At 71.5% G+C, this 23,999-nt stretch carries 22 protein-coding genes and 1 pseudogene; 15 read left to right on the top strand and 8 right to left on the bottom strand.

Features of this window, described 5'->3' with window-relative positions:
• Positions 1 to 186: 186 nt before the first annotated feature.
• Positions 187 to 1,296 (top strand): annotated as a pseudogene (locus tag ABZ622_RS35320) (site-specific integrase); the annotation flags it as partial.
• Positions 1,297 to 1,348: 52 nt separating this feature from the next.
• On the opposite strand, the gene sodN reads toward ABZ622_RS35320, so the two are convergent.
• Positions 1,349 to 1,744 carry a superoxide dismutase, Ni gene (sodN, locus tag ABZ622_RS35315; protein WP_072483792.1) on the bottom strand — a complete coding sequence of 132 codons (396 nt, stop codon included), beginning with the start codon at positions 1,742 to 1,744 and terminating at the stop codon, positions 1,349 to 1,351.
• 180 nt (positions 1,745 to 1,924) lie between these two features.
• On the opposite strand from sodN, the gene sodX reads away from it, so the two are divergent.
• A complete protein-coding gene (gene sodX, locus ABZ622_RS35310) occupies positions 1,925 to 2,383 on the top strand; it encodes a nickel-type superoxide dismutase maturation protease (RefSeq protein ID WP_360550369.1) in 459 nt (152 codons plus the stop codon).
• Here the strand turns inward: sodX and ABZ622_RS35305 are convergent.
• On the bottom strand, positions 2,287 to 2,916 hold the full coding sequence (locus ABZ622_RS35305; RefSeq protein ID WP_360550367.1) for a CGNR zinc finger domain-containing protein: 630 nt from the start codon (positions 2,914 to 2,916) through the stop codon (positions 2,287 to 2,289). The two genes, sodX and ABZ622_RS35305, sit on opposite strands and share 97 nt — an antisense overlap.
• 89 nt (positions 2,917 to 3,005) lie before the next feature.
• Between ABZ622_RS35305 and ABZ622_RS35300 the strand changes: the two genes are divergently transcribed.
• From ABZ622_RS35300 to ABZ622_RS35290, 3 genes are all read left to right on the top strand, one after another.
• Positions 3,006 to 3,767, top strand: a complete 762-nt coding sequence (locus ABZ622_RS35300; protein WP_360550365.1) for a class I SAM-dependent methyltransferase — start codon at positions 3,006 to 3,008, stop codon at positions 3,765 to 3,767.
• 146 nt (positions 3,768 to 3,913) lie between these two features.
• Positions 3,914 to 4,402 (top strand): SigE family RNA polymerase sigma factor, encoded by a 489-nt coding sequence (locus tag ABZ622_RS35295; RefSeq protein ID WP_360550363.1) that lies wholly within the window; start codon positions 3,914 to 3,916, stop codon positions 4,400 to 4,402.
• Entirely contained in the window at positions 4,399 to 5,151 is a 753-nt protein-coding gene (locus ABZ622_RS35290) for a hypothetical protein (RefSeq protein WP_360550361.1), read from the top strand. The genes ABZ622_RS35295 and ABZ622_RS35290 overlap by 4 nt, the downstream gene beginning before the upstream one ends.
• Before the next feature lie 83 nt (positions 5,152 to 5,234).
• Here the strand turns inward: ABZ622_RS35290 and ABZ622_RS35285 are convergent, their stop codons facing one another.
• Genes ABZ622_RS35285 through ABZ622_RS35275 form a run of 3 tightly spaced genes read right to left on the bottom strand, consistent with a single transcriptional unit; the run spans position 5,235 to position 7,926 of the window.
• Positions 5,235 to 6,002: an amino acid ABC transporter ATP-binding protein gene (locus ABZ622_RS35285; protein WP_360550359.1), complete on the bottom strand. Its 768-nt coding sequence runs from the start codon at positions 6,000 to 6,002 to the stop codon at positions 5,235 to 5,237.
• On the bottom strand, positions 5,999 to 6,949 hold the full coding sequence (locus ABZ622_RS35280) for an amino acid ABC transporter permease (RefSeq protein WP_360550357.1): 951 nt from the start codon (positions 6,947 to 6,949) through the stop codon (positions 5,999 to 6,001). Before ABZ622_RS35280 ends, ABZ622_RS35285 begins: the two co-directional genes overlap by 4 nt.
• A gap of 29 nt (positions 6,950 to 6,978) precedes the next feature.
• The gene (locus ABZ622_RS35275) at positions 6,979 to 7,926 is read right to left on the bottom strand and encodes an ABC transporter substrate-binding protein (RefSeq protein WP_360550353.1); all 948 of its coding nucleotides are present in this window, start codon (positions 7,924 to 7,926) and stop codon (positions 6,979 to 6,981) included.
• A 522-nt stretch (positions 7,927 to 8,448) separates the two neighbouring features.
• On the opposite strand from ABZ622_RS35275, the gene ABZ622_RS35270 reads away from it, so the two are divergent.
• The 5 genes from ABZ622_RS35270 to ABZ622_RS35250 all read left to right on the top strand — a co-directional run bounded on the left by ABZ622_RS35270 (position 8,449) and on the right by ABZ622_RS35250 (position 13,257).
• Positions 8,449 to 9,660, top strand: coding sequence for an NADP-dependent malic enzyme (locus ABZ622_RS35270; RefSeq protein ID WP_360550351.1), 1,212 nt, complete (start codon positions 8,449 to 8,451; stop codon positions 9,658 to 9,660).
• A gap of 313 nt (positions 9,661 to 9,973) precedes the next feature.
• Positions 9,974 to 10,939, top strand: a complete 966-nt coding sequence (locus ABZ622_RS35265) for a zinc-binding dehydrogenase (protein WP_360550349.1) — start codon at positions 9,974 to 9,976, stop codon at positions 10,937 to 10,939.
• 56 nt (positions 10,940 to 10,995) lie between these two features.
• Positions 10,996 to 12,390, top strand: a complete 1,395-nt coding sequence (locus ABZ622_RS35260) for a cellulase family glycosylhydrolase (RefSeq protein WP_360550375.1) — start codon at positions 10,996 to 10,998, stop codon at positions 12,388 to 12,390.
• Positions 12,391 to 12,472: 82 nt separating this feature from the next.
• Positions 12,473 to 12,682, top strand: a complete 210-nt coding sequence (locus ABZ622_RS35255; protein WP_114249297.1) for a sigma factor-like helix-turn-helix DNA-binding protein — start codon at positions 12,473 to 12,475, stop codon at positions 12,680 to 12,682.
• Positions 12,682 to 13,257, top strand: coding sequence for a Clp protease N-terminal domain-containing protein (locus tag ABZ622_RS35250; RefSeq protein ID WP_360550346.1), 576 nt, complete (start codon positions 12,682 to 12,684; stop codon positions 13,255 to 13,257). The genes ABZ622_RS35255 and ABZ622_RS35250 overlap by 1 nt, the downstream gene beginning before the upstream one ends.
• A gap of 110 nt (positions 13,258 to 13,367) precedes the next feature.
• Here ABZ622_RS35250 and ABZ622_RS35245 read toward each other — a convergent pair whose 3' ends face one another.
• Both ABZ622_RS35245 and ABZ622_RS35240 read right to left on the bottom strand, forming a co-directional pair.
• Complete coding sequence (locus ABZ622_RS35245; protein WP_360550344.1) at positions 13,368 to 14,399, bottom strand: helix-turn-helix transcriptional regulator; 1,032 nt, start codon at positions 14,397 to 14,399, stop codon at positions 13,368 to 13,370.
• 1 nt (position 14,400) lies between these two features.
• Positions 14,401 to 15,258, bottom strand: coding sequence for a DUF4097 family beta strand repeat-containing protein (locus ABZ622_RS35240; protein ID WP_360550342.1), 858 nt, complete (start codon positions 15,256 to 15,258; stop codon positions 14,401 to 14,403).
• A gap of 278 nt (positions 15,259 to 15,536) precedes the next feature.
• Between ABZ622_RS35240 and ABZ622_RS35235 the strand changes: the two genes are divergently transcribed.
• Positions 15,537 to 16,436, top strand: a complete 900-nt coding sequence (locus ABZ622_RS35235) for a hypothetical protein (RefSeq protein ID WP_360550340.1) — start codon at positions 15,537 to 15,539, stop codon at positions 16,434 to 16,436.
• Here the strand turns inward: ABZ622_RS35235 and ABZ622_RS35230 are convergent, their stop codons facing one another.
• Entirely contained in the window at positions 16,437 to 16,619 is a 183-nt protein-coding gene (locus ABZ622_RS35230; protein WP_019075209.1) for a DUF6104 family protein, read from the bottom strand.
• Positions 16,620 to 16,848: 229 nt separating this feature from the next.
• Between ABZ622_RS35230 and ABZ622_RS35225 the strand changes: the two genes are divergently transcribed.
• The 4 genes from ABZ622_RS35225 to ABZ622_RS35210 all read left to right on the top strand — a co-directional run bounded on the left by ABZ622_RS35225 (position 16,849) and on the right by ABZ622_RS35210 (position 23,969).
• On the top strand, positions 16,849 to 17,343 hold the full coding sequence (locus ABZ622_RS35225; RefSeq protein ID WP_360550338.1) for a CU044_2847 family protein: 495 nt from the start codon (positions 16,849 to 16,851) through the stop codon (positions 17,341 to 17,343).
• Positions 17,340 to 19,406: a trypsin-like peptidase domain-containing protein gene (locus ABZ622_RS35220; RefSeq protein ID WP_360550336.1), complete on the top strand. Its 2,067-nt coding sequence runs from the start codon at positions 17,340 to 17,342 to the stop codon at positions 19,404 to 19,406. Before ABZ622_RS35225 ends, ABZ622_RS35220 begins: the two co-directional genes overlap by 4 nt.
• A gap of 89 nt (positions 19,407 to 19,495) precedes the next feature.
• Positions 19,496 to 20,527, top strand: a complete 1,032-nt coding sequence (locus ABZ622_RS35215; protein ID WP_360550334.1) for a MoxR family ATPase — start codon at positions 19,496 to 19,498, stop codon at positions 20,525 to 20,527.
• Between the two features lie 7 nt (positions 20,528 to 20,534).
• Positions 20,535 to 23,969, top strand: a complete 3,435-nt coding sequence (locus ABZ622_RS35210) for an SAV_2336 N-terminal domain-related protein (protein WP_360550332.1) — start codon at positions 20,535 to 20,537, stop codon at positions 23,967 to 23,969.
• Positions 23,970 to 23,999: the final 30 nt, after the last annotated feature.

The raw sequence follows: 23,999 nt of genomic DNA, 5'->3' as shown, positions 1-23,999 counted from the left end.
TCCACGGCGGCCTCCCCGGCCTCGATGTCACTCATCACGTCAGTCATCAACTGTCGCTTCCAGCTCGGGAGTTACACCGTTGACCGTACAGACCCCCTCATGGGCGACGAGCGGGACGCCCGCGTCCTCAGCGGCGACATCGAGGACGGGGGCCACTACTGACAACCAGCACGAAGGAGAAGCCACTTGGCGAACATCCAGAAGCGTCCCAACGGCAAATGGCGGGCCCGATACCGTGACCTCGACGGCAAGGAGCACGCCCGCCACTTCGATCGGAAGCTCGACGCCCAGCGCTGGCTCGACGAGGTCACGGCCAGCGTGGTCACCGGTCAGTACGTCGACCCGCGTGCCGGTCGCATTACCTTCGAGAAGTACGCCGAGAGGTGGCAGGGCTCGCTCATTGCGAGCGAGGCGGGTGAGCGCATCACGGACAATGCGCTGCGGCTCCACCTCGTACCGGCGTTGGGCGCCCGCTCGCTGGCGGCAATACGCCGCAACGACATACAGGTGCTCTTCAAGCACCTGTCCGACCAGCTCGGCCCCGGTAGCGTCCGGAACGTCCACGACGTCCTCGTACGCGTCATGACGGCGGCCGTGGACGACAAGGTCATCGCCTCCAGCCCGTGCCGCCGGATCACCCTTCCGGTCATGCCGGACGAGGAGGTCACCCCGCCCACCGTCGCCCAGGTCGAGGCCATGGCGCGCGTGATGCCGCCGTACATCCGCGCGGCTGTCGTCACGCTTGCCGGATCAGGTCTGCGGATAGGGGAGTTGCTCGGCCTCAAGGTGTCGGACGTCGACTTCAAGTCCGGCAGCATCCGCGTGGAGCGGCAGCGGCTCCAGTCGGGGAAGGTCGGTCCGCCGAAGACCGTCAAGTCGCGGCGGACGGTTCCGGTCGGGGAGGTTGTCACCGACGCGCTCCTCGGGCACCTCGCCGCACGCCCCTCCACGGAGTGGCTGTTCACGATGGAGGAGGGGAAGCCGCTCAACTACCGACGTTGGAAGACCGAGTGGAACTGCGCCCGCAGGGCGCTCCAGGCGGAGGAGAACAAGGTGGCCGGGCGAGCGGAGCGCAAGTCCGTCACGTTGCCGCACCTGGTGACGCACGACCTGCGGCACTTCTACGCCTCCGCGCTCATCGGCGGCGGGGCCAGCGTCAAACAAGTCCAGCTCGTCCTCGGCCATGCGTCCGCCGTCATCACCCTGCGGATTTACGCGCACCTGTGGCCGGGCGAAGAAGACCGCACCCGGGCCGTCATGGACGCCGTGCTCGGCGGCCTGCGGACCGGGTGCGGACAGGTAGGCGACATGACCAGCGAAACCGCAGGTCAGACGGCCTGGCCAGAGATCAAGCCTTCTTGGTCTCCCAGAAGATCTTGTCGATCTGGGCGATGTAGTCCAGCGCCTTCTGGCCCGTCGCCGGGTCCGTGGAGGCCTTCGCGGCCGACAGGGCCTTCAGGGCGTCGTTGACCAGCTGGTGCAGCTCCGGGTACTTCTCGAAGTGCGGGGGCTTGAAGTAGTCGCTCCACAGCACCGAGATGTGGTGCTTGGCGAGCTCGGCGCGCTGCTCCTTGATGACCACCGCGCGGGCCCGGAAGTGCGGGTCCTCGTTGGCCTGGTACTTCTCCTGGACGGCCTTGACGGACTCCGCCTCGATGCGGGCCTGGGCCGGGTCGTACACGCCGCAGGGCAGGTCGCAGTGGGCGCTGACCTTCACCTTGGGGGCAAACAGGCGGGAAAGCATTGAGCTGTCCTTCCTCGTGATCGTCTTCTCAGGTGGGACATTACTCCGTGAGAGACGTGTTTTCGTGGGTGCCCCCATGGGCTTAGGCCAAAAGTCCAGGGCGAGGATGGGACCAGTGGCCGAATGTACGTAACGCTGTACGGGACGGTGTACTGGACGGATCGGGGAGGTGCCGGAGAGATGCGGGAGGTGCCGGAGGTGCCTGAGCTGACGCAGGAGCAGCCCGGGCGAGGGCTGGCTGCGCGTGTGCCGTTCCAGGTGGTGGAGGTGACCGGGCCGTCGATGGTGCCCACGCTCCATCACGGGGACTGGCTGCTGGTGCAGTACGGGGCGGCGGTGCGCCCCGGGGACGTGGTGATTCTGCGGCATCCGTTCCAGCAGGACCTGTTGGTGGTCAAGCGGGCCGCCGAACGCCGCCGGGGCGGCTGGTGGGTGCTGGCCGACAACACCTTCGCGGGCGGGGACAGCACGGACTACGGGACGGTGCCCGAGGAGTTCGTACTGGCCAGGGTCCGGGCGCGCTACCGGCCGCTGAAGAAGGATCAGCGCTCGGTGCTGGGCGTGGTGGCCTGGGTGGTCTCCGCGCTGCGGCCGGTGTCGGCCGCCCGTTCCGTCTCCAGGCGCTTGCGGGCCCGGTAGGCGGCCACATTGGCGCGGGTCGCGCAGCGGTCCGAGCAGTAGCGGCGGGACCGGTTGGTCGAGGTGTCGAGGTAGGCGTTGAGGCACGGCGATGCCTCGCAGAGGCCGAGCCGGTCGACCCCGTACGAGGTGAGGTGGAAGGCGAGGCCCATCGTCGCGATGGCGGCGTACCCGGCCGTCGCGTTCGACGGATGGTCGGCCAGGTGCATGTGCCAGTCCGGCTTTCCGTCCTCGTCCCGGGTCTCGTGGCCGGAGATCTGCGGGCTGACCGGGAACTCCAGCAGCAGTGAGTTGAGCAGGTCGACGGCGAGTGTCTCGTCCCCGCCGTCGGCCGCCTCGAAGACCGAGCGCAGCCGTGCCCGTACCGACCTGAAGCGGGTCACGTCCGCGTCGGTCGCCCGCCGGGCCGCCTGGCCGTTGGCGCCGAACAGTTCGCGGACCGCGTCCACGGAGGTGAGGGAGTCCTTGTTGCGGGCCGGCTCCTCGGTGTTGACCAGACGCACGGCGTAGTCCGAGTAATAGGCCAGTTCCACTTGTAGTCCTTACGGCGTCGGTCTATGGTCGTTGCAGCGAGCGATGTAATGGGCCTTTTCGGGTCCAGGGTATTACATGGAGGTTCCTGGTGGCTGAGACATCGACAGGTATGGACTGGCGGGCCTGGCAGGAGAGCTGGGACCGGCAGCAGGAGTGGTACATGCCCGACCGCGAGGAGCGGTTCCGGGTGATGCTGGACATGGTCGAGGCCCTCGTCGGGCCGCGGCCGAGGGTGCTCGATCTCGCATGCGGTACGGGAAGTATTACGGACAGGCTGCTCAAGCGGTTCCCGGAAGCGACCAGTACCGGTGTGGATCTCGACCCGGCGCTGCTCGCCATCGCGCGCGGCTACTTCGACGGCGACGAGCGCGTCACCTTCGTCACCGCCGACCTCAAGGACCCCGACTGGGCCGGGCGGTTGCCGTACGACTCGTACGACGCGGTCCTCACCGCCACCGCCCTGCACTGGCTGCACACCGAACCCCTCACCGCGCTCTACGGGCACATCGGCGGGCTCGTCCGGGACGGCGGGGTGTTCATGAACGCGGACCACATGATCGACACCGCGACACCCCGGATCAACGCCGCCGAACGCGCCCACCGGCACGCCGTCATGGACCGCGCCAAGGCCGCCGGCGCGGTCGACTGGGCCGACTGGTGGGCGCTGGCCGCCAAGGACCCGGTCCTCGCCGGGCCGACCGCCGAACGGTACGAGATCTACGGCGAGCACGCGGACGGCGACATGCCCCCGGTGCGGTGGCACATCGACACCCTGCGCGGGGCGGGATTCGGGGAGGCGCGGACCGTCTGGGCGTCGCCCTCGGACACCCTGGTGCTCGCCGTGAAGTAGCGGCGTAGGAGGAGGCATGGGCGGTACGGCCGGTGGCCGTACCGCCCATGATTTATTTCCTGGCGTTGCCGCAACCCGCCGTGCACCCCACCGCACTGGAAGGGTGAGACGGTCCGCACCCGCGGACCCGGAGAGGGGCGCCGACGATGCGGATCGAAGACGATGCCGCGCTGCACGCCTTCGTGGAAGGCAGACGTACCGCGCTGTTCCGCAGCGCGTATCTGCTCTGCGGCGACCGGCACGAGGCCGATGACCTGGTCCAGGCGACATTGGTCAAGGTGGTGCTCGGGGGGCGGCGGTACGGACGGCTCGACAACATCGAGGCGTACGCGCGCAAGACGCTGGTCAACACCTTCATCGCATCCCGCCGCAGGTTCTGGCGGCGCGAGCAGTCCTACGGCGAACTGCCCGACCGCGCCGGCCGGGCACCGGACACGGACACCGGGCTGGCGGTGCGGGCGGCACTCGCCCGGCTCACCGACAAGCAGCGGGCCGTACTGGTCCTGCGCTACTGGGAGGACCTGAGCGTCGAGGCCACGGCCGGGCTGCTCGGGATGCGGGAGAACACGGTCAAGAGCCACGTGGCTCGGGGGTTGGCGGCGCTGCGCGCCGAGATGGCGGAGGAATTGGTATGAGCAACGACGTGCACGAGCTGCTGGGGCGGGCCGCGGACGACGCGGGACAGCCGGCCACCACCACCCGGACGGTGTACGCCGGGGCCGCCCGGGTGCGGCTGCGGCGGCGGGTCACCGTCTCGGTCGCGGCGGTCGCCGCGGTCGCGGCCGGAGCCGTCGCGGTGCCGAACCTGGCACCGAAGGGCGGCGAGACGCAGGAGACCACCGTGGCCGCGCCGGTCGAGCTCGCGGGGAACAGCGGCCGGGCGAAGCAGCTGGCGAAGGTGCTGCCCGAGAGCGTCGGCGACATCGATCAGGTCTCGCTGTCGGTCGTCATCAAGGGCGACACCTCCGAGCGGGAGATGCCGCACCTGGAGGGACCGTTGGACGGGCACTTCTCGGTACGCGAAGACGGTGGTGTCGGCTACCTCGTCATCGGCTACATGAAGACCGGCAGCCCCGTCGCGGGGGACAACCCGTGCAAGCCCGACCACGGGGTGCCGGCCATGCCGGACTGCGTGAACGAGAAGCTGCCGGACGGACGGGTGCTGACGATCTGGAGCGACCCGATGAACTACGAGGGCAAGCCGCAGTGGGGCAGGGAGCTGACCGGCCGGGTCACCTTCAAGGACGGCGGCGTGCTGTCCGTCCGTGACAGCACCGGCTTCAAGGGCGAGCGGGCGCAGGGCCCGCTCCTGAAGACGCCGCCGCTGACCCGCGCCCAGCTGCGGGCGCTCCTGCTCAGCCCGGAGCTGCTGCCCAAGAAGTAGGGCAGAGGGAGTAGGGAAGAGGGAGTAGGGAAGAGGAAGAGGCGGTGCGGAGGTGTCCTCCGTACCGCCCTCTCTCCGCGCCGCTACAGCACCTTCGACAGGAACGACTTCGTCCGGTCGTGCTGCGGGTTGGTCAGCACGTCGCGCGGGTGGCCCGACTCGACCACCACGCCGTCGTCCATGAAGACCAGCGCGTCGCCGACCTCACGGGCGAAGCCCATCTCGTGGGTCACCACGATCATCGTCATGCCGTCCTCCGCGAGGCCGCGCATGACGTCCAGGACGTCGCCCACCAGCTCCGGGTCGAGCGCCGACGTCGGCTCGTCGAAGAGCATCAGCTTCGGCTCCATGGCCAGGGCGCGGGCGATGGCCACCCGCTGCTGCTGGCCGCCGGAGAGCTGGGAGGGGTAGTTCCTCGCCTTGTCGCCGAGGCCGACCCGGTCCAGCAGCCGCTCGGCCCGGGCCCTCGCGACGGCCTTGGACTCGCGCCTGACCTGGACGGGGGCCTCCATGACGTTCTCGATCGCCGTCATGTGTGGGAAGAGGTTGAAGCGCTGGAAGACCATGCCGATGTCCCGGCGCTTGCGTGCGACTTCGCTGTCCTTGAGCTCGTAGAGCTTGTCGCCCTTCTGGCGGTAGCCCACCAGCTCGCCGTCGACGTACAGCCGGCCGGCGTTGATCTGCTCCAGGTGGTTGATGCACCTCAGGAACGTCGACTTGCCGGAACCGGACGGGCCGATCAGACAGAAGACCTCCCGCGGGGCGACTTCCAGGTCGATGCCCTTGAGGATGTGCGCGGCGCCGAAGGACTTGTGTACGCCCTCGGCCTTGACCATGGCGGTGGCGGTCATGCCATGCCTCCCTTCGGGCGGCCGAGGGACAGGAGGTTGGCCCTGACCTTCTGGAACGGGGTGGGCGGCAGGTTGCGGCTCGAACCGCGCGCGTAGTACCGCTCCAGGTAGTACTGGCCGACGCTCAGCACCGAGGTCATGATCAAGTACCAGGCCGCGGCCAGGAAGTACATCTCGACCGGGGCACCGGATCCCTGCCCGATGTCCTGGGCGTACTTGAACAGCTCGTAGAACTGCACGGCCGCCACCAGCGACGTGGTCTTGAGCATGTTGATCACTTCGTTGCCCGTCGGCGGCACGATCACCCGCATCGCCTGCGGGATCACGATGCGGCGCAGGGTCCTGCCATGGCTCATGCCCAGCGCGTGCGACGCCTCCGTCTGGCCCTCGTCGACCGAGAGCAGACCCGCGCGGCAGATCTCGGCCATGTACGCGGCCTCGTTCAGACCCAGGCCGAGCAGCGCCGTCAGCAGCGGCGTCATGAAGCTCGACCAGTAGTCCTTGTAGATCGGCATCAGGTTGATGTACTCGAAGACCAGGCCCAGGTTGAACCAGACGAACAGCTGGACCAGGACCGGGGTGCCGCGGAAGAACCAGATGTAGAACCAGGCGATCGACGAGGTCACCGGGTTCTTCGACAGCCGCATCACGGCCAGCAGAACACCGCCGACGATGCCGATGACCATGGACAGCGCGGTCAGCAGCAGGGTCTGGGTGACGCCCTTGAGGATGCGGTCGTCGAAGAAGTAGTCCGGGACCGCACCCCAGTTGATCTTGCCCTGGCTGAAGGCGTAGACGATCGCGACGAGTGCCGCGATGGCGATGACGGCCGAGACGTACCGGCCGTAGTGCCGGACCGGAATGGCCCGGATCGTCTCGGGTCCGGACGATGGGGTGCGAGGTATGGGCGGCTGGTCGGCCGGGCCCGTCTTCTCGATGTCAGTCACAGGAAGAACCTTTCAGCGCCGGTGCCTGCTCAGGATCCGCCGTTCAGCTTGGCTTCGGTGACCGCTCCGGCCTCCACGCCCCACTTCGAGATGATCTTGTCGTACTCGCCGTTCTTGATGATCGCGTTCAGCGCCGCCTGAACGGCCTTGGTCAGCTGGTCGTTGCCCTTGGCGACGGCGATGCCGTACGGGGCGGCCTCGACCTGCTCGCCGACGATCTGGAAGTCCTTGCCGCCGCCCGAGGTCTTCACCGCGTACGCGGCCACCGGGAAGTCGGAGGAGCCGGCGTCGGCGCCACCGCTGCGCAGCCGGGTCTGGGCCTCCAGGTCGTTGTCGAAGGTCTCGATCGCGATCGACTTGCCGGCCGGGCACTTCTTCGACTCGGTCTTGGCGAGGTCGTGCGAGACGGTGCCGCGCTGGACGGCGATCTTCTTGCCGCAGAGGTCGGCCCAGTTCTTGATCCCCTGGTCGTCGCCCTTCCGGGTGTAGATCGAGACTCCGGCGCTGAAGTAGTCGACGAAGTCGACGCCCTCGCCGACCTTCTTCTTCGTCTCGGAGTCGATGCCCTCCTGGCGGTCCTTGGTGTCGGTCATCGAGGACATCGCCAGGTCGTAGCGCTTGGAGCGCAGACCGGTGATCAGCGTGTCGAACGTGCCGTTCTGGAACTGGAAGGTCACGCCGAGCTGCTTGCCGAGCGCGGCGCCGATGTCGGGGTCGATGCCGACCGTCCTGCCGGACTTGTCCTTGAACTCGACCGGCGGATACGCGATGTCCGAACCGACCTTGATGACGCCCTTGTCCTTGATTTCCTTGGGCAGGAGGCCGGCGAGCGGGGCCTGGGCCGACGCCGAGTTCCTCGGACCGTTCTTGGTCTGGTCGCCGCAGGCGGCCAGCAGCATCGTGCCGGCGACCGCGATGGCGCAAACCGCTGCGATCCTGGACTTCGCGGCCGTGCGACGAGTGGAGCTTGCGGTCATGATCGGGTTGCCTCCGGCAGGTGAGGGATGGTGTTGCCAGGCGGTATGGACACACGACTTCGGATGTCGCCCCCCTGTGGGATTAGGGCATCTTGCCATTCGGACTGGCTAAATCTGGTCGCTGATCATGTCAAAATCGGATAACGGGCGATCCCCGAACCTCACGAGGCCGGTACGCGGGGCCGGACCATCTGTGGGAGTTCCATCATCACGCCGGAAGATCTGCGGCGCGTCTCGACTGGTGGACGCTTTCTTCGCTTGGCGGACTTGTCCAGATATTCGACTATGAGTCACGTCACCGAACCGATATGGACTCGTCCATGAAGCGGTTCGTCCGGTAAGAAAGACCTTTACACCCCTCATCCGGGGCTCAGGGCGCGTGTGCGGCGCGCCCGCGCGTATGTATTTCCCCCTGCCGGTGCGGGCCAACCGCCGACGCAGGGAACGTACGCGGTGCCCGCCCACCCCTCCTCAACCAGGAGTGGCCACCCTCAAACGATGAAGACTTAAGGGGTCAACACCATGGCAGCGGAGATCGTCAATCCTCGCAGCGACAGCACCACTGACAGCACCACCGATGAGCCGTTCGATCCGGCCTTCGCTCTCCACCGCGGGGGGAAGATGGCCGTGCAGGCCACCGTTCCCATCCGCGACAAGGACGACCTGTCCCTCGCGTACACGCCCGGCGTCGCCAAGGTGTGCAGCGCCATCGCGGAGAATCCCGAGCTGGTCCACGACTACACCTGGAAGTCGCAGGTCGTCGCCGTCGTGACGGACGGCACCGCGGTCCTCGGCCTCGGTGACATCGGACCCGAGGCCTCCCTTCCGGTGATGGAGGGCAAGGCGATCCTCTTCAAGCAGTTCGGCGGCGTCGACGCGGTGCCGATCGCGCTCGCGACCACCGACGCGGACGAGATCGTCGAGACCGTCGTCCGGCTCGCGCCGTCCTTCGGGGGCGTGAACCTGGAGGACATCTCGGCGCCGCGCTGCTTCGAGATCGAGCGCAAGCTCCAGGAGCGGCTCGACATCCCGGTCTTCCACGACGACCAGCACGGCACCGCCGTCGTGACGCTCGCGGCCCTGCGGAACGCCGCGAAGCTGTCCGGCCGGAGCCTCGGCGACCTGCGCGCCGTCATCTCCGGCGCCGGCGCCGCAGGCGTCGCCATCGCGAAGTTCCTGCTGGAGGCGGGGCTCGGCGATGTCGCCGTGGCCGACCGCAAGGGCATCGTGAGCCGGGACCGCGAGGACCTGACCGAGGTCAAGCGTGAGCTGGCCGAGCTCACCAACCGGGCCGGGATCTCGGGCCCGCTGGAGAGCGCGCTGGCGGGCGCCGACGTCTTCATCGGCGTCTCCGGCGGTACGGTCCCCGAGGCCGCCGTCGCCTCGATGGCACCCGGCGCGTTCGTCTTCGCCATGGCGAACCCGAACCCCGAGGTCCACCCCGACATCGCGCACAAGTACGCGTCCGTCGTGGCGACCGGGCGGTCCGACTACCCGAACCAGATCAACAACGTGCTGGCCTTCCCCGGCATCTTCGCGGGCGCCCTCCAGGTCCGGGCCTCCCGGATCACCGAGGGCATGAAGATCGCCGCGGCGAACGCGCTGGCCGATGTCGTGGGCGAGGAGCTCGCGGCGGACTACGTGATCCCGTCGCCGTTCGACGAGCGGGTGGCCCCGGCGGTCACCGCCGCGGTGGCGGCCGCCGCGCGGGCGGAGGGCGTGGCCCGGCGCTGAGCCGATGGGGTGCGGGTGGGGGTACGGGTTCCCGGGTGCGGGGTGATGCGCCTGCGGCGGGCTTGTTCCCCACCCCGCCCCTTCCCGTGACCGGGGGCGCTGCCCCCGGGCCCCCGCTCCTCAAGCGCCGGAGGGGCTGGGGTGCGTGGTGCGCTGCCCCGGACTTCCGCTCCTCTAGCGCCGGAGGGGCTGGGGTGCGTGGTGCGCTGCCCCGGACTTCCGCTCCTCTAGCGCCGGAGGGGCTTGCATTCGCGGCGCGCGTCACACCGGTGACCGGTTACGTCCGGCCCGTGCCCGGCCTATCGTCGGGGCCATGTTCGCCGCCTACGCATCCCGCATCGACCGCGACCAGCCCCTCAACGGCCTCGATCTGGGCGAGCGCCCCGCTCCCGAGACGCGACCCGGCTGGACCACCGTCAACGTCCGGGCAGCCTCCCTCAACCATCATGACCTCTGGTCCCTGCGCGGCGTCGGCCTCGCCGAGGACAAGCTGCCGATGATCCTCGGCTGCGACGCGGCCGGGACCGACCAGGACGGCAACGAGGTCGTCCTGCACTCCGTCATCGGCCAGACCGGCCACGGCGTCGGCCCGGAGGAACCCCGTTCCATCCTCACCGAGCGCTACCAGGGCACCTTCGCCGAGCAGGTCACCGTCCCCAGCTGGAACGTGCTGCCCAAGCCGAAGGAACTCACCTTCGAGCAGGCCGCCTGTCTGCCGACCGCCTGGCTCACCGCGTACCGGATGCTTTTCACCAATGCCGGGGTGCGCCCCGGCGACTCGGTCCTCGTCCAGGGGGCGGGCGGCGGTGTCGCCACCGCCGCGATCGTGCTCGGCCGGGCGGCCGGGCTGCGGATCTACGCCACCAGCCGCGACGAGGCCAAGCGCAAGCGGGCCGTCGAGCTCGGCGCCATCGAGGCGTTCGAGCCGGGCGCGCGGCTGCCGCAGCGTGTCGACGCGGTCATCGAGACGGTCGGCGCGGCCACCTGGTCCCACTCCGTGAAGTCGCTGCGCCCCGGCGGCACGCTCGTCATCTCCGGCGCGACCAGCGGCGACCGGCCCTCGCACGCCGAGCTGACCCGGATTTTCTTCCTGGAGCTGAAGGTGGTCGGCTCCACCATGGGCTCCAAGGACGAGCTGGAGGACCTGTTGGCGTTCTGCGCGGCCACCGGCGTGCGGCCCGTCATCGACGAGGTGCTGCCGCTGGACCGGGCCCGCGAGGGGTTCGAACGGCTCGCGGCGGGCGACCAGTTCGGAAAGATTGTGCTCACCTGCTCTTGAGGAGTACGGGGTGAGCTGCTCTGATCTGCGCCATGCGAATACGGACGCGGACGCGGATGCGGATGGGCAGCGTACTCACCTCGATCGTCACTTCGTTCGTACTCGCGGCGGGGGCCCTCGCCCCCGCCGCCGACGCGCACCCGGCGCCACCCGAACGGACCGGCATTCCCCGGCTCACCGACGATCTGGGCCGCACGCTCACCCTGCGCGGATGGAACGTCGAGGACAAGGCGAACAGCGGTGACCGGGCGCTGACCGCCATCACCGAGAAGCACTTCCGCGATCTGCACGCCAAGGGCTTCAACTTCGCCCGGCTGCTCATCTTCTGGGACGACCTGGAGCCGACCCGGGGCCGGTACAGCACCGAGTATCTGCGCCGCATCGACCGGGTCCTGGACTGGGCGCGGAAGTACGACATTCAGGTGCTGCTCGACGCCCACCAGGACGTCTTCGGCCCGGCGTTCGGCCATCGCGGCATCCCGGCCTGGGCGACCCGCACCGACGGGCTGCCCTTCACCCCGCACCCCGACGACTGGTTCTCGGAGTACTTCGAGCCCGCCGTGCAGCGCGCCTTCACCCACCTCTACGAGGACCCCGACCTCCAGCGCGCCCAGGCGCGGATGTGGCAGGTCCTCGCCGAGCGCTTCGGGCGCCACCCCGCCGTCCTTGGCTACGACCTGATCAACGAGCCGATGGGGGAGCTCCGGGAGGGCGAGGAACTGCCGGCGGCCGCCCGCCGCATCGAGGCGCAACAGCTCACCCCGATGTACAACCGGCTGGCCCGTGCGGTCCGTTCGGCCGACCGCACCAACTGGCTGTTCGTCGAGCCCACCCCCATCGTCGGCGAGGGCGTGCCCACCGGACTGGGCGCGATCAGGGACCACCGGACCGTCTATGCCCCGCACTTCTACAACACCGCGATGGAGGCGGGCGCCGACTACGATCCGGCGGCCGGCTGGATCGAGTCGTACGAGGCCGCCGTCACGGAGTACCCGAAGCAGCGGAGGATCCCGGTCGTCGTCGGCGAATGGGGCCCGCTGAACAACCGGCTCCCGCGGATGGGCCGCTTCTACCGGGACGCGATGGCCTCCCTGAGCCGCTACAGCTCGGGCTGGGCGGGTTATGTCTGGTGCTACGGCGGTGGCTACTGCGCCCTGGACGAGAACGGGGCCTTCGCCGCCAACAAGGACCGGACCGCCACGCCGTACGCACCCGCCGTCGCCGGAACCGTCCACTTGGACACGTACGACGACAATGCGCGCGTCTACCGGCTCACCTACACGGCGGGCCGCCGCGGCACCACGGAGATCTCGCTGCCGCCGGCCGCCGGGCGGTGGCGGGTTTCGGTGGACGGCCGCGCCGAGGCCCGCAGACACGGGGGAGAGGTGCGCGTTCACGCCCGCAAGGGGGCGCGGGTCACGGTGACGGTGACCGGGGCGGCGCGCGGCTGAACGGTCCGCACGGCGCACCCCGCACACCCCTGCCTGTCAATCACGGTTGACAGGCAAGGGTGTGTCAACCTATGTTGACGTCATGACTGAAGCGACGGATCTCGCCGCGCGTGCCGGTGACCGTGACCCCCGGGTGGGGCTGCGGGCGGTCGCCGCGCTGCGCCGGCTGCTGGAGCAGCTCGAAGCCGTACAGGTCAGGAGCGCCCGCGTGCAGGGCTGGTCGTGGCAGGAGATCGCGGCCGAACTGGGCGTCAGCAGGCAGGCCGTGCACAAGAAGTACGGGAGGCAGTGATGTTCGAACGATTCACCAGGAGCGCCCGGGAAGTCGTGACCAGCGCCGTGACCCATGCCGAACGGACCGATGCCGCATCGGTCACCGAGGAGCACCTGCTGCTCGCGCTGCTGGACCGGCAGGAGGGGCGGGCCGCCTTCGCCGCCGCCTCGCTCGGGCTGGTGGACCGTCGCGCGTCCGTCGAGGCCGAGCTGGCCACGGCCCGCCGCCACGGCGGGCTGACCCGGGCGGACACCGACGCGCTCGCCGGTCTCGGCATCGATGTGACCGAGATCGTCGCCCGCGTCGAGGAGGCGCACGGGGAGGGAGCGCTCGACCGGGCCCGGCGACGCGGTGCGCGGCGCCGCCCGTTCGGTCGCGGGGCGAAGGGCATCCTGACCCGGTCGCTGCGGATCGCGGCCGGGCGCGGGGACCGCTTCATCGGCGACGAACACCTCCTCCTGGCGCTCACCGCCTGCCCCGGCGTGGCCGCCGAAGTGCTCGCCGCGCACGGCGCGACGTACGGGACGGTGAACCGCGCGCTGTACGGGGGCGGGGAGGAAGGGGAGGGGGAGCGGTTCAAGAAGGCGGGCTGACCCCCGTCCAGCCCGGTCTCGAACCCGGTCCCCGGTCCCGGTCTCCGATCCCGAACGCGAATCCGAACCCGGTCCCCGGTCCCGGTACCCGGACCACCGGCCCCGCCCCGTCACTTCGGCCCGTCGTTGCCTTTCCGCAGCAGTGTCCCGATGTGGGCCGCCGCCGTCGACAGCTGGCGGCGGGTCTCCGTCAGCTGGTCCTCCGTGACGCCCTTGTCCCGGGCCGTGTCACGGATGTCGTCGCGGAAGCGGTCGAGCAGCCGGTCCAGGTCGCGGGCCGGGTCGCCGGTGCGGGGGATGTCCTTGCCCCAGTCGGTGTCCGTGTCGGTGTCGGTGTCGGCCGGCTCCGGCTTTGCGTACGGGGGCCATGTGCCCGTCCTGGCGAAGCCGCCGAGCTGGCCGGTGATCTCGGCCAGTCCCTCCCGTACGCCCGAGGGCCAGTCGCCCCGGGTGAAGTGCTCCTGGACCTGCCGGGCGGCGTTCTGCATCTGCTCGCGCGCCCTGTCCTGGGCCTCCTTGGCCTGGCGGCGGGCCTGCTGGGCGTCCTCGCGGGCGCGGCGGGACTCGTCCTTCGCCCGGCGGGCCTGCTCCTTCCACTCCTGCTTGGCCTTGCGCAGCTCCTCCTTGGCGGCGCGCCAGGCCTCCTTGTCGCCGAAGTCCCCGAGGTCGCCGAAGGCGGACTCCCAGTCGCCCTTGGGGCCCGATCCCGATCCCGATCCCGAGTCGGCACCGGCACCGGCACCGGCACCGGTGTGCCGGGTCTCGTGCGCCGCGGCCCGCATCTCGCTGCGCAGCTTGCCGGCGGCGCCGCGCACGTCGTCCCGTATCTCGGCGGCCAGCTCGGCGACCGAATCGCGGATCTCCAGCTCCAGATCGGCCAGTTCGCCCGTGCGGCCGGCCAGCTCGGCGCGGCCCGCGTCGGTGATCGAGTAGACCTTGCGGCCGCCCTCGGTGGCATGGGTGACCAGGCCCTCGGCCTCCAGCTTGGCCAGGCGCGGGTAGACCGTGCCCGCCGAGGGGGCGTACAGCCCCTGGAAGCGCTCCTCCAGGAGCCGGATCACCTCGTAGCCGTGGCGAGGGGCCTCGTCGAGGAGTTTCAGCAGGTAGAGGCGGAGGCGGCCGTGGGCGAATACGGGGGGCATGTCAGAGCACCTTTCCGGTCGGCTCGGGATCGTACGGACCGTCCTCGGCCGGTGGGCGGCGCAGCAGGGCGATCGAGCCCGAGACGGTCGTCGCGCGCAGTTTGCCGGTCCCGGCGCCGAGCGTGCCGGTGATCTTCTTCGCGCCCCACTGGCCGCTGACCCGCAGATCCTCGAACCCGTTGGAGACGGAGCCGCTCGCGGTGTTGGCCTCGACCGTCGCGTCCGCCGGGTGCGGCAGCCGGATGGCGACCTCGCCGGAGACCGTGGTCAGCCGGATGTCCGTGGGCTTACCGGTCGGGTTCAGGTCGAGCACCATGTTGCCGCTGACCGACTCCGCCCGTACCGAGGCCCCGGCGCCCTCGACGACCGTCAGATCGCCCGAGACCGAGTGGAAGCGGAGCTCGCCGGTGACCGACTGGGCCTCCATGCTGCCGGAGACCGTCTCGGCCAGCACCGGCCCCGCCAGCCCGACCAGCGTGGTGTCGCCGGTGACGCCCCGGACGTCCGTACGCCCGCGGATCCCGGAGACGACGGCGCCCGCGCCGACGACGCCGACCTCCACCGCCGCGCCGGTCGGCACGGCGAGCGAGACGACCGCGCTGCGGTGCCAGCCCTTGCGGTCGAACCACTTCAGGAAGCCGTGCCAGGGCAGGTCCTCGTACGCGACAGTGAGTGTGCCGTCCTCCAGGGTCACTATCAGCGGTGGACCCTCGATCCCGGAGACCTCCAGCCGGGCGGTCGGCTCCTCGGTGCCGACGACATTGACGGCGCCCCCGACGATGCGCACATTGAGCGACGTCACGGGGGCGTCGAAGGTCAGTTTCTGGGGCTCGGCGATGGCCCATGTCGACGCAGGCACGGATCTGACCTCCCGGGGAGTGCGGCGTGACGCAACATATCGCGTCTCTTGAACAACACGATATATCGCGGAACGGGGAAGTCAAGGCGCGTCGCGATGTCCTCCGTGGCTCATCGGGGAATCGCCGCTCCAGGTCGTCGGCCGGTCGTCAGGCAGTCCTCGGCCGGCCGTCAGGCGGTCCTCGACCAGTCGTCAGGTAGTGCTCGGGTGGCCCGTCAGGCGATCCTCGGGGGATCAAAGAGCGCCTAATGTGGGCAAATTGCCCTAGCGTGTGAGACATGAATGCGACATCTCCCGCGGGGGCGCTGCTGCTGTGCCGGGCCGAACCGGAGGCCGTACGGCCGGTGGCCACCCTGTTGCGCGAGCGGATGCTGCTCGCCCCCGCCGGAGACGGGTGGTCCGTCCTCGTACCCGAGGGAAGGCCTTGGCGTGGGCCCGGTCCCGGCGTCGGCCGCGGTCCCGGCCCCGGCCCCGGTATCCGTGTCGCGGACGTCGCGGAGCCGGTCGACCGGGTCGTGTCCGGCTGGGCCACCGCGCTCGCGGTCGGCTCGACCTGGCCCGTGCTCGCCCTGTGGTGGGACGGCGACCGGGCCGGCTGCACGCTCGCCGCCGGCTTCCGCCGCCCGGTCGGCTACGTCTGGCTCGCGGACGGCACCCCGGCCGGTGAGGACGAGGCCATGCGCACGTTCGCCGAGCGCCTCGGCCTCGACCCCGTACTGGACGTCCAGGCGCTCGAAGAGCTGACCCGCCCGGACCCGGACGTCGACGCGCGCATCCGGCTGCGCGGGCTGCTCGCCGTACTGACCCGGATCGGGCTGGTCCTGCCGCCCGGCCTGGACCCGGACACGCCCGGCGACCGGCTGTACGCGGCGGCCGACGACCGGCCCGAGGCGGAACCGGTTGCCTGGACCGGTTGGCGCGGGGCGGTGCGGGCCGAACTCGACGCGGTCGAGAGCAGTCGCCTCGGCCCCTGGATGCGCGGCCCCAGGGCCCGGATGCTGGCCGGTGCCCAGCTCGCCGCCGGACTGCCGCTGGTTCTCCGGGGGATCAGACACCGCGGCGGCGGATGGGTGCTCGCCGGGGCGCTGCTGCTGGCGCACGGGGCGCTCGGGCTCGCCTACGACCGGATCAGGGGTGCCGGGGAAACGGTGGACGGGCGCGAGTGGCCACGCGCGTGACTATTCGTCGTCGTCCTCGTCGTCGAGCCGGGCCAGCCAGGTCGCGAGGCGCTCGACCGGCACCTCGAAGTCGGGATTGAGATCGACGAACGTACGGAGCTGCTCGGCGAGCCACTCGAAAGTGACCTCTTCCTCGCCTCGCCGCTTCTCCAGCTCCTCGATACCGCGGTCGGTGAAGTACATGCGGCAAGCCTAATGCCTGGTGACAGCCCTCCGAAGGCCGGGAGCGGGTCCCCGGACCGTACGTCGCGGCGGTTTCGGGACCCGTCCGGACCGGCCCGCACCACCCCCGCGATCCCGCCGAGAACCGGCCGGCGTCACCCCCGCGTCCTGGTCCGCGTACCCGTCCATGTACCTCGCATCGGACGCGGACTGCCGTTAGCCTGCGGGTAGTTGGGGAACGGGGGGTTTCATGGGTGACAGTGACGCCCGTATTACGCGCATTGAGATGCCCGACGGTACGGAGGTCTGGGCGCGGATCTCCGGCGCCGAGGAGCTGGCGCAGCCCGGACCGGGCCCGTCGTTCACGGACATCGGCGCCGGGAACATCGCCGATCGGGTGCAGGCCCGGGTCGAGAGCCTGCAAGGGGTCGTGACCAGCGTGGCGCGTTCGCTCGCCGAGCCGCTGCGGTCCGTGCGGCCCGACGAGGTGAGCGTCGAGTTCGGCATCGAGCTCACCGCGAAGTCCGGCAAGGTCGTCGGGCTGCTCGCGGACGGCGAGGCCAAGGGGTCGATCAAGGTCACGCTGACGTGGAACGGCGGCGGACCGCCGCTCGACCCACCCTCCTCTCCCGTTCCTGCCACCCCACCGGCGGCGCGGCCCGCCACCGATCCGGCCGCCGGGGCATCCACCGGCGCACCGGCGCACGCGGGCGGTACCGCGCCGGACGACGGAAGCGGATCGTGACGCAGCCGCCGGGCGGGGGCGCGTGGCAGGGGCCGAACGGGGCGGAAGCCGCGCTGATGAGCCTCGTGAAGGACGCGACGGTGCGCATCCATCGTCCGGAGCCCGGGTATGCCCCTGAAGGATCCGACGGCGACTTCCTGGGGAGCGGCTTCTTCATCGCTCCGAGCTGGGTCCTCACGTGCGCGCACGTGGCGATGGAGGGGAGGGGGCGTCTGGTGAACGTGGTCTACAAGACCGCTCGCGGCGGCGATGCCGTCCGGGTCGGGGGCACCGTCGTGGCGGCCCTGCCCGAGGAACGGCCCGGCACGGGCGGCTGGCCGGCCCCCGATCTCGCGCTCATCCAGCTGGTCCGGCCCGTCGAACACCCCTGTGTGTACCTCAGCGAGCGCTCCACGGGCATGAACCGCGGCGCGTACTACTTCGCGGGCTGGGCGGCCGGCGGAGCGGGGGCGCTCAAGCGGCTCGGCCGGGAGTGTCGGGTGGTGGGCACCGTCGACGACTGGGCCGACGGCGACGAACAGGTGCTGATCGAGGCGAGCCAGCTGTACGCGGGCATGTCCGGCGGACCCGTGGTCGACCTGGCCCGGGGCGAGGTCGTCGGCGTACTCAAGTCGCGCTCCACCGACACCGACGGCGGTACGGCGATCGGTGTGGAGCGGCTGCGCACGCTGCCCGTGCCGGTCCGGGCCGCCACGGCCGAGTCCGACGACCCGTACCAGGCCGTGTTCCACGCCCACGACCGCTACCACGCCGACCGGCACAACAACCCCGTGGACGACGAGGAGACCTGGGCGGACGTCCAGCGGGACCTGGGCGCGGTGGCGGGCCCGGCGCTCACCCCGCAGCAGCGCGTCGACCTGCTGGGACGGCTCGCCAAGCTCCCTCCGCCGGTCAGCACCCGCAGCCTGCTCGACATCCTCGGCGACCTCGGGTACGGATACCGGACCGTCGGCGTCCCGGCCCCCCGGGGCTGGCGCGACGGGCTGGGCGTCCTGTACGACGCACGCGAGGGCGACGAGGCGCTGGAGCGCGTCCTGCGCTACTGCATGAGCGCCATCTCCGCCGAACGCCCCTATGTGGTGCCCTCCACCCGGCTCGCCGAGGACGCCCTGTGGGACTGGGTGCGGGAGACCGCGGAGGACCGGCTGCGGCGGCCGTTCCGCCGAGAGATGGCCAGGCTCCGGAACCAGGGCAGGTACGCCCCGGGCACCGGGCACCTGCGTACGCCCGAACCGGCCGACGAGCCGGTCCGGCCACCGAAGGCCCCCACATTCGTCGTGCTCCATCTGGAGCCCCGCGCATGGCAGCCGGACCACTACGACTGGCGGGTCGTCGCCCGCCTCTCGGCCGTCGATCTGCCCGTCACCGAGAACTACCAGGGCACCAGGGCCGACGAACTCCCGGCCAGGCTCGGCGCCTCCCTCGGGAAGGCGTTCCGGATGTGCGACGAGCCCGACAACCCCGCGATCCTCCAGGTCGTGGTGCCCTCGGGGCTGTTCGACCTGGAGGTCGAGAAGTGGCAGCTGCCCGCGGACAGCCTGCCCCTCGGAGTCCTGCGGCCGGTGGTCGTACGGTGCACGGACAGGGGCCCCGACCCGTCCGACGACGCGGTCCCGGAGCGCGAGGCCCGCTGGAACCGCCTCCGCAGCGGCCCGACCCGGGCCGCCGTCCTCGACTGCGACGACGAAATGCGGGTACCCGTGCCGGTGCCGGCGAAGCTGCGCGGACTGCCCTACGAGACCGTCCCGGTGCTCTGCCGGTACGGCGGCCGGCACGACACCCAGAGCGTCGCGGGGGTCGCGCGGGTGCTCGACGCCGGGTTCGGCGTCGTCCTGTGGCGGCGCCCGAAAGCCGAACGGCCCGCGTCCTGCACGGAGTTCCACCTACGGGTCGTCGACACTGTCGACGGGGCGGTCGTGGCCGACCGGCTTCCGAGGAAGATCCAGGAGCTGAGGAAAGGGGTGCGGGACGGCCGCCCCGACATGTTCTGGTCGGACGGCATCGCGCTGGTCTACGGAGATTCGCAACCGCCCCCGCCCGGCCCGTTGTTGCAGGCCCCGTGAGCCCCCTTACGAGGGTTGTCCCGGATGACTACGGTGAACCACGTTCGACTGCTGCCCCTGGCCGGACGAGTGATGACGAGGAACACGTTATGAGTGAACCCAGCGAGTGGCTCATCTACCGAGGGGCCGGCGAACCGCACGAAGGCATCGAGCAGTTGCCACCGCCGCCGCCCTGGCGCGACTTCGCGAGCCGTGCCGCCCCGGCCCCCGACGAGCCCGACGGCGACGGCTCCGCCGACCGGCGTCTCGGCGGCCACCGGCACATCGCCGAACTCCACCGGCCGGGCGCCGAGGAGCTCGAAATGATCAACGCCGCGCTCTATCTGCGGCGTCCACTGCTGGTCACCGGCACCCCCGGCGCCGGAAAGAGCACCCTGGCCCACTCGGTCGCCCACGAGCTGGGGCTCGGCCGGGTGCTGCGCTGGCCGATCGTGAGCCGTACGACGCTGCTGGACGGCCTGTACCACTACGACGCGATCGCCCGGCTCCAGGACGTACAGATCGCCGCGCACAGCGCCGCGGCCGACCCGGACGGGGCCCGCGCCGCGGACGACGTGGGCAGCTACATCCGGCTCGGACCGCTCGGCACCGCGCTGCGGCCCTCGGACCGGCCCCGGGTGCTGCTCATCGACGAGCTGGACAAGAGTGACATCGACCTGCCGAACGACCTGCTGAACGTGCTGGAGGAGGGCGAGTTCGGCATTCCCGAGCTGGAGCGGATCGCCGACCGGCTGCCCGACGGAGAGGCGCAGGTCCTTGACGACGACGGCAACAAGGTGAAGGTGCGGGGCGGCCGGGTGCAGTGCACCTCCTTCCCGTTCGTGGTGCTCACCAGCAACGGGGAGCGGGACTTCCCGGCGCCCCTGATGCGCCGCTGCATCCACCTGGAGCTCGGACGCCCCGACCACCAGCGCCTCGCGACCTTCGTACGCGCCCATCTCGGCGACGAGGCGGCACGCTCCGGGGACGACCTCATCGCCCACTTCCTGGAGCGGTCCCGCAGCGAACTGCTCGCGACCGACCAGCTGTTGAACGCGATCTATCTCACCGACGCCGCGGCCCCGGCCGGCCGCGACCGCCTCGCGGACCTGCTCATCCAGCGCCTCGACCGGCCGAGGTGATGTGCTGATGGCGGGCGCGGTGCCCGAGGGCACCCCCGACGCGCGTGGCGCCGACGACGCGGGGCTCTACCCCGCCTTCGTGGCGCGGCTGCGCGAGGCCGGGCTCGACCCCGACGTCGAGCAGCTGCGCGACGCGCTCTGGCTGGCCCGCTGGGCCCGCCACCCGGACGCGCCACCGGCCGATGCCGACGGGCAGGGGTACATCGCGGCCGTCGGCCTCCCCCCGGAACGCCCGGACGGGCGGCCCGACGCCCCCGACCCCGCCCCCGTGCAGCCCGCGCACGACGTGCCGGGCGACGAACCCCCGCCGAGGGCGGACCCCGGGGACCCGGACCGGCGGATCACGCTCTACCCCGTACCACGCACCGGCCCCGCCGGCCGCGCACACCCCGGCGGCGGCCCGTCCGGCACGGGGCCGGGCGGTGCCCGGAAGGGGCGCACGGCCGAGCTCACCTTCGGTGTGCCCGCCGCCCCGGCGCTGCCCGCCCCCCTCCAACTCCAGCGGGCACTGCGGCCGTTGCAGCGCTACCACCCCGCCTCGCCACCCCTGCGCAACACCCTCGACGAGACGGCGACCGCCGAACTCAGCGCCCGCGCCGGGGGGCTGATCCTCCCGGTGTTCCGCGGTGTGTCCCGGGGCGAGGCGGTCCTGCAGTGCGTCATGGACGCCTCGTCCTCGATGCTGGTGTGGGACCGAATGTTCAGTGAACTCCAGCAAATATTCGGCCAGTTGGGGGCATTCCGGGATGTCCAGGCGCGCTATCTGCACCAGGGCCCGGACGGCGCGGCCGCGGTGAGCCGCAGTCCCGACCCGGCCGCGGCGCCGCTGAACTCCGCGGACCGGCTGAGCGATCCGACCGGCCGCCGCGTCACCGTCCTGGTCAGCGACTGCGCCGGCCCGCTCTGGCACAGCGGCCGGGCCCACCGGCTGCTGCACCAGCTGGCCGCGCAGGCCCCGGCCGCAGTGCTCCAGCCGCTGCCGCAACGGATGTGGAACCGCACCAGGCTGCCGGTCACCTACGGTTCGCTGTCCCGGGGCGACGGTCCCGGCGGAGCCGCCGTGCTCAAGGTCGTGGAGCAGCCGGGGATGGGCCCCGCCGTGCATCCCGGAGCCCTCGCCGTACCCGTACTCCCGCCGGTGGAAGGGGCATTGGCGGCCTGGGCGCGGCTGCTGTCCGGCGCCGGATCGGGGCAGATCTCCGGCGCGGTCGGCTGGGTGCGGGCCGATCAGCCGGCGGCGGCCGCGCAGCGTGCCGGCGACGGACTCTCCTCGCTCCAGCTGGTCAGCCGCTTCCGCTCGGCGGCCTCACCGGCCGCCGGGCAGCTGGCCGTCTACCTCGCGGCGGCCCCGCTGCACCTCCCGGTGATGCAGCTGGTGCAACGCACGATGCTGCCCCACTCGGGCCCCTCCGAACTCGCCGAGGTGCTGCTCAGCGGACTGCTGACGCGCAGCAGGAACGAGGACGGCGGGGAGCACGACGGTCAGTGGTACGAATTCGTGCCCGGCGTCCGGGAGGCGCTGCTCGGCCCGCTGGGCCGCGACGAGGCACTGCTCGTGCTCAAGCACTGTTCGCAGTACATCGAGCAGCGGTTCGGGAAGGGCGGACCGAACTTCCCCGCCCTGGCCTTCGCCCAGCTCGGTGAACGCCCGCGCGCACGCGGATACCTGCCGTTGCCGGCCGGTTCCGGCGCGGGCCCCTCGGAGAACGGCGCACCCGACGGGGAGATCGAGGAGGGTGGTGAGAACGGGGAGAGCGACGCAAGCGGCGGGTCGCGCGTCCCCCACCCCTTCGCCGAGGTCGCGGTCCGCGTACTGGAGCGTTTCATGCCCCTGCCCGAGCAGTTCGTGACGCAGACCGGACGCGGCGGCCGTCCGGGCCCCCTCCGGACCTCGAACGCGGCGGTGGCGAGCGCCCGCGCCCTCCTGCGGCAGTTCGAGGCGGACAGCATGGTGCAGTACCTCATCGACGCGGTGCAGCTGCTGCGCGGCGCCGCCGAACGCGAGGAGGAGCCGGGCACCGACCCCGGGCTGTGGGCGGAGTACTCCCGCTGCGTACTGCGGCTGTGGGAGGTCCAGGGCGACGCCGAACTGCTCCGCGAGGCCGAGTACGCCGCCGAACGGGCCGCCGCACAACCCGCCGCGGTACGCGAACGGGCCGTACTGGCCAAGGTGTTGCACGCCGCGGCCGACGACCGGCGGCGGCGCGGCGACCGTCGCGGCGCACTGGAACTGCTGCGCCGAGCCGACCGCGAGTACACGGCCGCCTGCTCGGCCCCCGGCCTGGACCCCGCCGAGGCCCTCCGGCTGACCCTGGAACGGGTCCGGGCCCTGGAGGCGCAGTGGCGGCTCGACGGCGACACCGCCCTGCTCCAGGCCGCGTGCGGAATGCTGGAGGCGTTCGCCGATGCCTGGCCCGACCAGGAGAACCGCCCCACCACCCTGCCCCTGGCGCACGGACGGACCCTGCTGAAGCTGGCCGGTGCCACCGCCGACCCCGAACAGTCCCGGGTGTACGCGGGCCAGGCCGCCCGCTCCCTGCGCACCGCCTTCGGACAGGGCGGCGGCCGGCACACCCTCGGCACCGAGGTGCGCATCCTGCTGGACCTGGTGGACGCCCTGCTCGGCTCCGGCGAGGAGCCGGACGAAGCCGCGACACTCGTCGAGCAGGCCCTGGCGACCGTACGCGACCAGCGGCAGCTCGCCACGCTCCGGATCAGGGCCGGCCGGATCCGCGTCGCCCGGTACGAGCACACCGGGGAGCCGGACGAACTCGTGTCCGCCGCCGACTGGTTCGCCCAGGCCGCACGGGGCGTACCCCGCGACTCGCGGGCCCACGCCGACCTGCTCGCCGAATGGGGCGGCACCCTGCTGCGCCGGGCCCGGCTGCCGGACGGCCGCCCGCACATCGGCGCCGCGATCCGGGTACTGCGCGACTGCCGTACGGAGACGCCTGCGGGCAGCACCCGCCAGGCCGGGCGGCTCCTGATGCTGGGCCGCGCGCTGATGCTCCGGCACCGGGCCACCGAGGACCGGGTCGACCTCCGCGAGGCCGAGCACCTCTTCGGCCTCGCGGCCCAGGAAGCGGCCGACCCGCTGACCGAGGCGAACTGCTGGCTGGAACTGGGCCGCTCCCACCTCGACGCCGCCCGGGTGCTCCGGCGCCCGGCCCGGCTCGACGAGGCGGCCGAGGCGTTCCGGGGCGCGGCGGAGGCGGCGGGCACGGCGGAAGAGGAGCTGGACAGTCCGCAACAGGTCTGGCAGGCCATCGAGTTGGGGGCCACGGCCAACCACTGGCGGGGCATGACGTACGAGCGAGCGGGACGCCCCCGGGCGGCCCGCGAGGCATACCGGGCGGCCCGCCAGGAATGGCGCAAGCTGCCGGACGGCGGCGGATCCGCGGGCGAGTCGACCGCCGAGCGGCTGGCGGAGCTGGAGCGTTGAAGCCGACCGCCGACCGCCGACCGCCGACCG

Source organism: Streptomyces sp. NPDC007164, from assembly GCF_040634135.1.
Classification (GTDB): Bacteria; Actinomycetota; Actinomycetes; order Streptomycetales; family Streptomycetaceae; genus Streptomyces; species Streptomyces sanglieri.
Note: the sequence above shows the minus strand (reverse complement) of the source record. Positions and strands in the feature narration are given on the sequence as shown.

What these genes read in the sequence shown, in the direction of transcription:
- sodN (WP_072483792.1), bottom strand. Translation starts at nt 1,744, where the DNA reads ATGCTTTCCCGCCTGTTTGCCCCCAAGGTGAAGGTCAGCGCCCACTGC.
- sodX (WP_360550369.1), top strand. Translation starts at nt 1,925, where the DNA reads ATGCGGGAGGTGCCGGAGGTGCCTGAGCTGACGCAGGAGCAGCCCGGG.
- ABZ622_RS35295 (WP_360550363.1), top strand. Translation starts at nt 3,914, where the DNA reads ATGCGGATCGAAGACGATGCCGCGCTGCACGCCTTCGTGGAAGGCAGA.
- ABZ622_RS35290 (WP_360550361.1), top strand. Translation starts at nt 4,399, where the DNA reads ATGAGCAACGACGTGCACGAGCTGCTGGGGCGGGCCGCGGACGACGCG.
- ABZ622_RS35285 (WP_360550359.1), bottom strand. Translation starts at nt 6,002, where the DNA reads ATGACCGCCACCGCCATGGTCAAGGCCGAGGGCGTACACAAGTCCTTC.
- ABZ622_RS35275 (WP_360550353.1), bottom strand. Translation starts at nt 7,926, where the DNA reads ATGACCGCAAGCTCCACTCGTCGCACGGCCGCGAAGTCCAGGATCGCA.
- ABZ622_RS35270 (WP_360550351.1), top strand. Translation starts at nt 8,449, where the DNA reads ATGGCAGCGGAGATCGTCAATCCTCGCAGCGACAGCACCACTGACAGC.
- ABZ622_RS35265 (WP_360550349.1), top strand. Translation starts at nt 9,974, where the DNA reads ATGTTCGCCGCCTACGCATCCCGCATCGACCGCGACCAGCCCCTCAAC.
- ABZ622_RS35260 (WP_360550375.1), top strand. Translation starts at nt 10,996, where the DNA reads ATGCGGATGGGCAGCGTACTCACCTCGATCGTCACTTCGTTCGTACTC.
- ABZ622_RS35255 (WP_114249297.1), top strand. Translation starts at nt 12,473, where the DNA reads ATGACTGAAGCGACGGATCTCGCCGCGCGTGCCGGTGACCGTGACCCC.
- ABZ622_RS35250 (WP_360550346.1), top strand. Translation starts at nt 12,682, where the DNA reads ATGTTCGAACGATTCACCAGGAGCGCCCGGGAAGTCGTGACCAGCGCC.
- ABZ622_RS35245 (WP_360550344.1), bottom strand. Translation starts at nt 14,399, where the DNA reads ATGCCCCCCGTATTCGCCCACGGCCGCCTCCGCCTCTACCTGCTGAAA.
- ABZ622_RS35235 (WP_360550340.1), top strand. Translation starts at nt 15,537, where the DNA reads ATGAATGCGACATCTCCCGCGGGGGCGCTGCTGCTGTGCCGGGCCGAA.
- ABZ622_RS35230 (WP_019075209.1), bottom strand. Translation starts at nt 16,619, where the DNA reads ATGTACTTCACCGACCGCGGTATCGAGGAGCTGGAGAAGCGGCGAGGC.
- ABZ622_RS35225 (WP_360550338.1), top strand. Translation starts at nt 16,849, where the DNA reads ATGGGTGACAGTGACGCCCGTATTACGCGCATTGAGATGCCCGACGGT.
- ABZ622_RS35215 (WP_360550334.1), top strand. Translation starts at nt 19,496, where the DNA reads ATGAGTGAACCCAGCGAGTGGCTCATCTACCGAGGGGCCGGCGAACCG.
- ABZ622_RS35210 (WP_360550332.1), top strand. Translation starts at nt 20,535, where the DNA reads ATGGCGGGCGCGGTGCCCGAGGGCACCCCCGACGCGCGTGGCGCCGAC.